Consider the following 8,650-nt stretch of genomic DNA (forward strand, 5'->3'; position numbering starts at 1 on the left):
GCTACAAAACGCCTTGTCAGGCGTTTGAACAAAGGGCTTGGAAAATGGCAGCGTAATGTGTTTAATCAAACTGTCCGGAAACAGGGACGAACTTCAAATGCAGGATCAGCGCCAAGGTCATTCAGCTCCTGCGGATCTTCTTCAAGATCAAAGAGCATGGGTCGGAATCCTTCTGCATGGATGAACTTCCAGCGCTTGTCCATGATCATCGCAAGGCGGCAATCTGCTATCGACAACCCAAGATCCATCCGCGCATTGCGCATGGAATAGTCGTACTCACTAATGGCAAACTCACGCCACTGAACAGGTTCAACAGTTTCGAGCAACGGCAAGAGAGAGCGGCCTTCAAGCACGTTTGATTTGGGCGTACCGCCACAGAACTCGACAAAGGTCGGCGCCAGATCGATTGCTTCGACCAACTCTTCGCTAACGGTGCCCCGCGTCTCGTCAGCCTCCGCTCTTGGATCAACAACGATCAGCGGAATTTTGACAGATGGTTCGTGGAAGAGCTCTTTCTCGCCCATCCAATGATCGCCCAAGTAATCCCCATGGTCGGAGGTGAACACTATCATGGTGGTGTCTGTCAGGCCCTTTTCGTCGAGAAACGCCATGAGTTTGCCGATTTCATCGTCGATCTGTTTGATCAGGCCCATGTAGGCAGGAATGACTTTTGCTCGCGTTTCATCATTGGAAAACGCCTTGGAAACGCGCTCACCCATAAAGGCCTTAAACACAGGATGCGGATTTTGCTTCTCAACATCTGAGCGAACGACTGGCAGAACATCATCTGCTCCATACATGTCATGGTAGGGGGCAGGGACGATATAGGGCCAGTGAGGTTTGATGAGTGAAAGATGCACACACCATGGCTCCTCTCCGGCAACGGCAACAAAGTCTTTGAACCGCTGGATCATGTAAGGCGTTTCGGCATGTTCAGCCTGAACCCGCGCCGGTTTATCAGCGTGACCAAGCAACCAGCCGGAGAGGATCTCACCGTCTTCACTCTCAGCTGAGTTCGCCCATTGCTCCCATTGGTTTGGGCCATGGTATCCTTTGGCTTGGAGGTAACTGTCGTATTGCGGATTTGGAGAGTATGACCCATCGGGGTGAAGTCCGTCATCCCGCTCGAACACTTCAAACCCGCATTCAGCAACGCGGGCACCAATGAAGCTTTCCGGAGAGATGCCGAGGCGGGCCATGCCGTCAGAATCTGCACGCATATGGGTTTTGCCAACCAACACGTTGCGCACGCCAATCTCTTGCAAATGATCCCCGAGCGTTGGCTCCCCGACACGAAGCGGTATGCCGTTCCACGTGCTGCCGTGAGAGCGCACATAACGCCCGGTATAGAAACTCATGCGAGATGGGCCGCAAATGGGAGATTGAACATAAGCGCGGTTAAACCGGACACCTCGTTCCGCAAGTTTGTCGATATGTGGAGTGTGCAGATGTGGGTGACCGTAACAGCTCAGATAATCAAACCGTAATTGATCGCACATGATCCAGAGCACATTGCGCCCGTTAGCCATATCAAACACCTCCCCTGATTGATGTGGCTATATTCCCTTATTTGTCGCGGGATTAGCAAGAGGAACTCCGTGTTTTACTTGATCTAAATGGCGTTGAGTTTTTCAACCATTGCTGAGCAAATTTTGCTGGTTATACTCCTGCGTGTTTCTGAATAAAGAATTTTGAGGGAGATAGTTGAAATGTATTTGTCGAATAAGTTTATTGCATCGAGCGTTGGGGTATTGGGCTTAATCAACTTGTTTATGATGCAAACCGCAGGTGCTGAAGAACGTGTTGTTTCCATTCCTGTCGATAACCAGAGTGTGGTCGGTACCTTGGAGACTGCAGCACAAGAAAACGCCCCAATCGCAATTCTGTTGCATGGTTTTACCGGAACGCGTGACGAGTTACCGGTAAAGGAAACTGAAGAAGGTGTCTTCTCTCGCATGGCACGTTTGCTGGCCGAAAGCGGTGTTTCATCGCTGCGGATAGATTTTCGAGGCTCAGGCGAAAGTGATGGAAAGTGGGAGGACACAACGTTCTCCGGGCAGATTAAGGATGCCGTCACAACCATTGACTGGGTACGTGCTCAAGAGCAATTCAAAGGCACTAAGATTGCTTTGATTGGATGGAGCCAGGGTGGGCTTGTTGCCAGCCATGCAGCTGCTGCACGACCAGATGTAGACACCGTTGTTTTAATGGCGCCCGCAACCAATCCGTTGGTGACGTTTACGGGTCTCTTCGGAACGGAGTTGGTGAACAACGCGATGACTGCTGATCCTGAAATGCCGGTCACAGGAAGCTTGCCATGGGGTGTTGAAACAACACTGAAAGCCCGGTTCTATCAGGAAATGCCTGTCACCAGTCCATTGGCAGCGATGGCGCACTATGACGGGCCATTGCTTGTAATGATGGGTCTTAAGGATGCTCTGATCACACCGCAGCCAGCAATTGGTGAGGCCTGGATGACTTATCATGACGGTGAAGAAAAACTCGTCGTGCTCGATACCGATCATGTTTGGAGTGCGTTTGAAGGCCCTCAGATGATTGATGAGCAAGTGGTTCCGGCTATCTTAAAATGGTTTGACACGCAGCTTTAAAGCTGAGCTTGGTCAGCTGCTTACACCAGGCAGCTGATCGCAGCTGAATAACTTTCAGTATAGTTTTGCCGATGTTCCACTAAGCTTTGTGCCGCAATGTTTCCTTACGTATCGATTTTCGTGAGACAGGTGACAGCGATGGGGGCTGGAAAGATTTTTCATTCGACAGTCGGAGCGATGGAGGGCCCGGAAGAATTCGACCACCAGCTCATGCCCGTATTGTTGAATTGGTTGGTGCCGTCAGTTTTAAATGTCGAGTTTGGGTTCAATTACGAATACTTAAGTACTAAAATATTTTTTCATAAAAGCTGAGAGTTTCCATTCAGTTGCTTCGATGTTGTATTCCAAAGAACAGTCTTTAAAGGACCAGCCTTTATCTATTATTATTTGTTGCAGTAATTTTTGTTCTCTCTGAAAATTGTGGGATCCAGTGTTATTTGATTTTTCGTAAAAACTCTTTGAGGCTTTGAAATCAAATCCATAGATGTCGACGCTGGCAGGATCACATTGGGCTAACAGGTAGGTCACCATTGCGCCAACCGAAGGACGTGCTTCTAATTCGTTGTTTAGTCTTTTCCATAGTGTTATTGGAAAAAAAAGATCTGTTGAGCATCTATTTGTAAGCACGCGACTCTTTGGAGACATGCAAACCCTGTAGTCGCAGTTGTTCTTTCTATAGATGTCTTTGACTAGCTTGAGTGTGCTGTAGCACCATACATTCGTATTTTCCCCAAAGCAGTTCATCTGAGGAATGGTCACACCACGGTTCATTCGGACTACAACATCATGCGCATCAATTTCACTACCGTACTGATAATTTAAAAGATTTTTTGAGTTACCAATGACCGCAACTGATTTCTGAGCAAAGTATCTTTTGAGCTGCATGACGGACTTTTACCAAAACAGAGGCATCGTTTAATAATTAACTTAGAACTCCAGAATTGATGACGTTCTGAAATTCCAAGTTAATCGCATTGACTTGGCTATCGGCGTCTTTAGGCATAACTCCTAAGACAGAGTTTAAATCACTCACATAACCGTGGATTTGCTGACGTATACAGCTATTAATATAGTCTGGAAACACACCTGCATCGTGCAGTTGGTTCTCAGTTGTAGGTGTTTTTCTTGGATATTGGTAGAGGTTCTCAACAACCAAACCACAAGTCCAAGTGGGACGAGGATTATAGTATGCAACAAAATTTTTTACATAAACTATGTCGATAACTTTTGGACCAATTCCTGCTTTATAAAGACGATCTGCACTAACATAGTTTTCTGCAGTACGTAGTGATACTTCTTTTTTGTAAATCTGACGCCAATCTCGAAGTGTGTATCGTTCACTTCTTAATGGATAATCTTCTTCCAAAATACGGCTCCTGGACGGTGCACCTTTAGAAATGCAATGGCAAAATCCATCAAACGAATGCAATAGCTTTATTTGTAGAGAGGGCAAATAAAAAGACCAAGAAGCAACGTTTGATTGGAGCGAAGTGCCGTCTACTTTTATTCGTTTCCTTAGTATACGATTTGGCTTTGGAATTTTAATTGTATTGAGAATAATGATAACCCAATCTCCAGAATCACTTTTAACCTTAATCCTCTGAAGTTGGATCAGGCACATTTTTATTAGATATTATGCGTCAAGGTTTGTGGCAACGAAATAAGTCGACTTCAGCAAATTAGCAAGTGCAAATCTCATCAAACATTTTTTGAGATTGCCTTGATATATTTTGTAAACTTTCTTCTAGGTTCTGTTGCTCTTGCTTGCTCCAACCCCAGTTTTCCGCGGAGGCAGCTACAAGTTGGGTAGTATCAGGGAATACCCGCTCTGTGTTTAGACCTAAATCTTGCAGCAAATACGTGATCTTCTGCGTGTTAGATGCAATTGAAATAAATGGAGTTCGAGCGCAAAGTGACAGGCAAGCACCATGGAAACGGCCTGTAATGTATAATTCTCGTGAACTGAGAAACTCAGAAAGCTCAACTTCGTCATTAAAGCAAGTGTAGCGTTTAATGCTACAAATCATTTGATAGCGAAAATCCTTAATCGGGCGAGGTGTTATTGGAGATCTAAAGCGAGGACGAACGCTGGCAAAGTATTTCTCTCCGTTAGCGCTCTTGAACCCATCATAGAGGGCTCGAGTTGTTTGTCTCCGTAAAGCATCTCCCCATGCTACTCCACTACGCTTTGCGATTGACGTCGTTGGACGGGAGCTAACGAGACTTAAATCGGGACAGAACTGTGCGTCAATACCCTGAGATGACAGATTGCTTTGGCTGATTGTATCTCTTAACGACACGTAGGACGCATCTTTAAGAAATTTTGTCCATTCACTCGGGTTATCTTGCCAAATACTATTAATAAGTGCGATGGGTTTAATATGAGCGAAATCATGAAAGACTCTGATGCAACGTTGCGCGTCTTCACCTCCGCTATGAAACGAACCTTCACCGTTTATGAGGATTAGATCTGCTTTTTGAATTTGCTCAACAAAAGAAACATCTTCCCACCATCGGGCTCCTACGCGAGAGGTTGCAATTAAGTTGAAACCTCTTTTTGTCATTTCACGCCGGATCACTCGCGAAACGGCGCGACACCCATGATGCCAAGTGTCGTAGGTATCATTCATTAAAACGTAATTTGCCATTATGCCGCTGCTCGGATATTTTTCTTATTTAGCTTGCGATGAACCGCAGAGAGGAAAGGAGTTTTCCAGGATACACTTGGAAACTGGAGTGATGCCAGTTCGATATCGTCTGAACTAATCGCATCAATGAGCATGATTTGATTGTTGCATAATTGCTCCTCAAGAAATCTGGAAATTCTTTCTTCCTTTGGAAGTGCGTGTTCATAAATTGCGACCGTCTTAGCTGAGGCTGCTAATGCTTCTGAGATCATTGAAACACTCTCGGCACTTATCAACGCTATTGCTGCATTGCTGAGTAAAAATCCCATACTCGGTACATCACTTTGATTGTAGAGGGCTAACTGCTCTACTTTTAAGCTCTTGTCTTGGATGTATTCTTGAATGATTTCTTCATTTCTCAATCCAGTTCTATGGGAAGTTGTAATCTTTAAAGTTAATCGATTTCTTTCTGCTGCAATAGCAGCAAGCGATAAAGTCTTTTCGTAGAAATATCTAGAATATGTTAGCGAACCAGTGTTGCCCCCGAAGGCGACAAGTAAGTCATTGCGTTTTGCCTTGGGGAGCAGTTTTTCCTCATCAATTGATGATGGTGCACACGGAAGTTTAAACTCATCAACCTTTGTCACGTGACCTGGATGAGCAATTGTCATGTCTATTAAATTGTATGGAATCCGTTTGAGTTCACCGAGATGAATCGAAAAAGCTCCTAATTTGGAAAGATATACAGCTGGAAGTTCTCCTGCTCCCAATGTTGAAAGAACAAATGCTCCATCGACTTCTTCTTTCGCTGGAATGTCGCCAACACAAAAGAAAGATGTAACGTGGTCCCAAATTTTGCTTTCGTGTTTTTGCTGAATAAGATGAAGAAAAAGTGTTTCCAAGACTCTGCTACGGAACCTGATATCTACTAACTTGATTTCACCACCAAACTCGTTTTTTAACGCCTCAGCCAGCCCAAGAAGATTGTTTTGATCTCCCAAGATACTGCAGCGAACTACAAATATATCTTTTGATTTAGCTGGCATCTCGTTTCTTTCTTCCGATATCTTTTGATTTTTATGAGAAGCTGATCCGTCTGACATCTTTTTGAGAGAGCATCTCTTTTATGTAATGTTGAAGCTTTTGATTGGAGATTTCGGCTCTGGGAGACAATCGGTTGAAAATGTAGCTTAAAAATGGCTCGGAGAGATAAGCATCCAGCTTGCCGTTGTCTCGTAGCAGCTTCCAACGCGAGGAAAAAATTTGCTTTGTTAAGTTTCGTTTGGCTGTGTATGAAATGCCTGATCTTTCCAACTGGAATAGAGCCGAAAAGAAGCGGTCATGGTGTTGTTGGGTTGTATTTTCACTTAAGTTATTATTTGTTTTGGGACGCAACCAATACACAACATCATGGATGTAGGCGAGCCGGTTAGCAGCTGCACTCAAGCTTAGCGGCAAAGATTGATCCTGTATAAATATTCGTTCATCGGCCCCACCAGCTGTTCTCCATAGTTGAGAGTCAACAAGAAAGCCCATGTGTACGATCTGTTTTCGAGCGCAATAGGCCAATGGGTCTTTTGCAACAGTGACAAGTGAGTTGACATCGATGAGGGCCTGCGTCTGAAAACCACGTTTTGATTTTCCAAAAATAAGGGCTGCTCCAGTGTCTCCTGCAATGTTGAGTAAGGTGCGGGTACCATTGGAAGTGAGAAAGTCATCTGCGTCGAGTGGAATTAAGTAACTGCCGCTAGCATGCTTAGCAGCTTGATTTATTCGAACTGATGGACCACGATTTTGCTTGTTCTCAATTATCTTAATACGAGAATCTTTTGCCGCTTCAATCTTGAGAAATTCGATTGAACGATCAGATGAACAGTCATCTACAAAGATAAACTCCACCTGTGCGCCGTCTAAACCACTTTGGTTTTGTAAAGACTGGATTGTTTGTGGAAGTTCTTGTTCCTTATTATATACGGTTAATAAATAACTGATGAGCGGCTTCACGATGGTACCTGTACAAACCTACATATGTTTCATCGCTCCTTATTAGCCTTTTTTGCCCTTTCGATCAATTGATACTGGTAATATTTAGCTAGTCTAACGAACCTGGAATAGGCATAGTTGTGAGCATCTACGATGCCCCATAGCCCATAAAACACACCTCTACGTATAAAATAGCTTTTCAAAAACGCGAGAGGGAATTCTGTCAGTAATCTCAACGGTGATATTCGTCGTTCTCTGAAAATCATATCCTGAACTTGCATATCAGAATAGCGGTTGAATTTTTCTACTGTAAACTGAATTGATCGTTGCGAGCGATGATCAACTTTGCCTTTTAATCTTGCTATCTTAGCTCCCTCATGTGGTCTCACTGTGTCGTGAACACTCGAGGATGAAAAACGACCTTTTTCTTTGTTGTAAAGACGATATTGCCAGTAACCATATGCCCACTTTTTTGCTGTCTTTTCATGCGGGAAAACGTCGACGATATGTACTTTGTAGATATCTGCACGCGGAGTTGATGTGAAAATTTCTGTGATCTCATCAGCTAGTTTTAAAGTGATTTCCTCATCGGCATCTATGTTGATTAACCAAGTGTTTCTGCATTGATCTTCAGCAAAGCGCTTTTGCTTGCCGTACCCGTCCCATTTATTGTAGATGACCTTAGCTCCAGCTTTTTCTGCAAGAGCGACTGTGTTGTCTGTTGATCCTGAGTCTACAACAATTACTTCATCAACCAACGTTTTCACACTATTGATTGCCATCAAGATACGATCTTCTTCATCTTGGCTAATGATGAAGGCAGAGATTGGCAGGTTGTTGCTCAAGGGACTGTTCTCTAAGGTTCAAGTCGGATTTTATTTTTGCGATACATCTTGTACGACAGTTTTGCAACAAACTATAAAGTTACTACAATTTTGTAATGCACTTATAAATTTAGGCTGCTCGTACTTTGCAAAGAAAAGTTGGTGATGGGTCGTCTTATTCGATGTGTTGATTAACTCTGAGCTGGGTTTTCTAACAGGCATATCAACATGAAAGCTACCTTGTCTAAGCTGTAATTTAGTTTTAGTGGGATGAATTGTGAAAGTTAGCTAGCTGCCCCCACCCACGATATCGGATCGTGAATGGGCGCTTCTTGGGAGGGGAGAGCGTCTTAGCTTTCGACGAAGCGTTGCAGGTCGTTGAAGCTGCTGCTCCAGCCGTGGTTGTGGTTTTTGGTCTGCTCTGGATCGGCGAATACTTTTTGTAACATGGTCATCCGGGTGCCATCCTTGATCGGCTCGAAGGTGACCTCAACGTCTGTCTCGTGGCCGCTGTCAATGCTGGGTCAAATTTCCCCAAAAGTGCTGGACCAAATTTCCCCAGTTTGAGGTTTGGTGACCAGCCTTTTTTTAGGTCTAGTTCTCCTTT

General features: G+C 44.3%; 9 protein-coding genes. 1 reads left to right on the top strand and 8 read right to left on the bottom strand.

Annotation, left to right across the window (positions count from 1 at the left end):
• Positions 1–65: 65 nt before the first annotated feature.
• The gene (locus tag PPL9_RS04565; protein ID WP_208989164.1) at positions 66–1,529 is read right to left on the bottom strand and encodes an alkaline phosphatase family protein; all 1,464 of its coding nucleotides are present in this window, start codon (positions 1,527–1,529) and stop codon (positions 66–68) included.
• A gap of 180 nt (positions 1,530–1,709) precedes the next feature.
• Here PPL9_RS04565 and PPL9_RS04570 point away from each other — a divergent pair, with 180 nt between their 5' ends.
• Positions 1,710–2,609 carry an alpha/beta fold hydrolase gene (locus tag PPL9_RS04570; protein ID WP_057461541.1) on the top strand — a complete coding sequence of 300 codons (900 nt, stop codon included), beginning with the start codon at positions 1,710–1,712 and terminating at the stop codon, positions 2,607–2,609.
• A 279-nt stretch (positions 2,610–2,888) separates the two neighbouring features.
• On the opposite strand, the gene PPL9_RS04575 is transcribed toward PPL9_RS04570, so the two are convergent.
• The 7 genes from PPL9_RS04575 to PPL9_RS34700 form a co-directional block, all read right to left on the bottom strand.
• Positions 2,889–3,494, bottom strand: coding sequence for a glycosyltransferase family 29 protein (locus PPL9_RS04575; protein WP_057461542.1), 606 nt, complete (start codon positions 3,492–3,494; stop codon positions 2,889–2,891).
• A 37-nt stretch (positions 3,495–3,531) separates the two neighbouring features.
• Positions 3,532–3,975: a hypothetical protein gene (locus PPL9_RS33020; RefSeq protein ID WP_208989165.1), complete on the bottom strand. Its 444-nt coding sequence runs from the start codon at positions 3,973–3,975 to the stop codon at positions 3,532–3,534.
• Positions 3,976–4,288: 313 nt separating this feature from the next.
• A complete protein-coding gene (locus tag PPL9_RS04580; protein ID WP_057461543.1) occupies positions 4,289–5,257 on the bottom strand; it encodes a polysaccharide pyruvyl transferase family protein in 969 nt (322 codons plus the stop codon).
• Positions 5,257–6,282 carry an ELM1/GtrOC1 family putative glycosyltransferase gene (locus PPL9_RS04585; protein WP_057461544.1) on the bottom strand — a complete coding sequence of 342 codons (1,026 nt, stop codon included), beginning with the start codon at positions 6,280–6,282 and terminating at the stop codon, positions 5,257–5,259. Before PPL9_RS04585 ends, PPL9_RS04580 begins: the two co-directional genes overlap by 1 nt.
• A gap of 31 nt (positions 6,283–6,313) precedes the next feature.
• A complete protein-coding gene (locus PPL9_RS04590; RefSeq protein WP_057461545.1) occupies positions 6,314–7,240 on the bottom strand; it encodes a glycosyltransferase family 2 protein in 927 nt (308 codons plus the stop codon).
• A 29-nt stretch (positions 7,241–7,269) separates the two neighbouring features.
• Positions 7,270–8,064 carry a glycosyltransferase family 2 protein gene (locus tag PPL9_RS04595; RefSeq protein ID WP_057461546.1) on the bottom strand — a complete coding sequence of 265 codons (795 nt, stop codon included), beginning with the start codon at positions 8,062–8,064 and terminating at the stop codon, positions 7,270–7,272.
• A gap of 329 nt (positions 8,065–8,393) precedes the next feature.
• Positions 8,394–8,561 carry an SRPBCC domain-containing protein gene (locus PPL9_RS34700; RefSeq protein WP_208989166.1) on the bottom strand — a complete coding sequence of 56 codons (168 nt, stop codon included), beginning with the start codon at positions 8,559–8,561 and terminating at the stop codon, positions 8,394–8,396.
• Between the last annotated feature and the right edge of the window lie 89 nt (positions 8,562–8,650).

This window comes from Pseudovibrio sp. POLY-S9 (genome assembly GCF_001431305.1).
GTDB lineage: Bacteria > Pseudomonadota > Alphaproteobacteria > Rhizobiales > Stappiaceae > Pseudovibrio.

Excerpts from the sequence above, each read along its gene's own strand:
- PPL9_RS04565 (WP_208989164.1), bottom strand. The coding sequence starts at position 1,529 with ATGGCTAACGGGCGCAATGTGCTCTGGATCATGTGCGATCAATTACGG.
- PPL9_RS04570 (WP_057461541.1), top strand. The coding sequence starts at position 1,710 with ATGTATTTGTCGAATAAGTTTATTGCATCGAGCGTTGGGGTATTGGGC.
- PPL9_RS04575 (WP_057461542.1), bottom strand. The coding sequence starts at position 3,494 with ATGCAGCTCAAAAGATACTTTGCTCAGAAATCAGTTGCGGTCATTGGT.
- PPL9_RS04580 (WP_057461543.1), bottom strand. The coding sequence starts at position 5,257 with ATGGCAAATTACGTTTTAATGAATGATACCTACGACACTTGGCATCAT.
- PPL9_RS04585 (WP_057461544.1), bottom strand. The coding sequence starts at position 6,282 with ATGCCAGCTAAATCAAAAGATATATTTGTAGTTCGCTGCAGTATCTTG.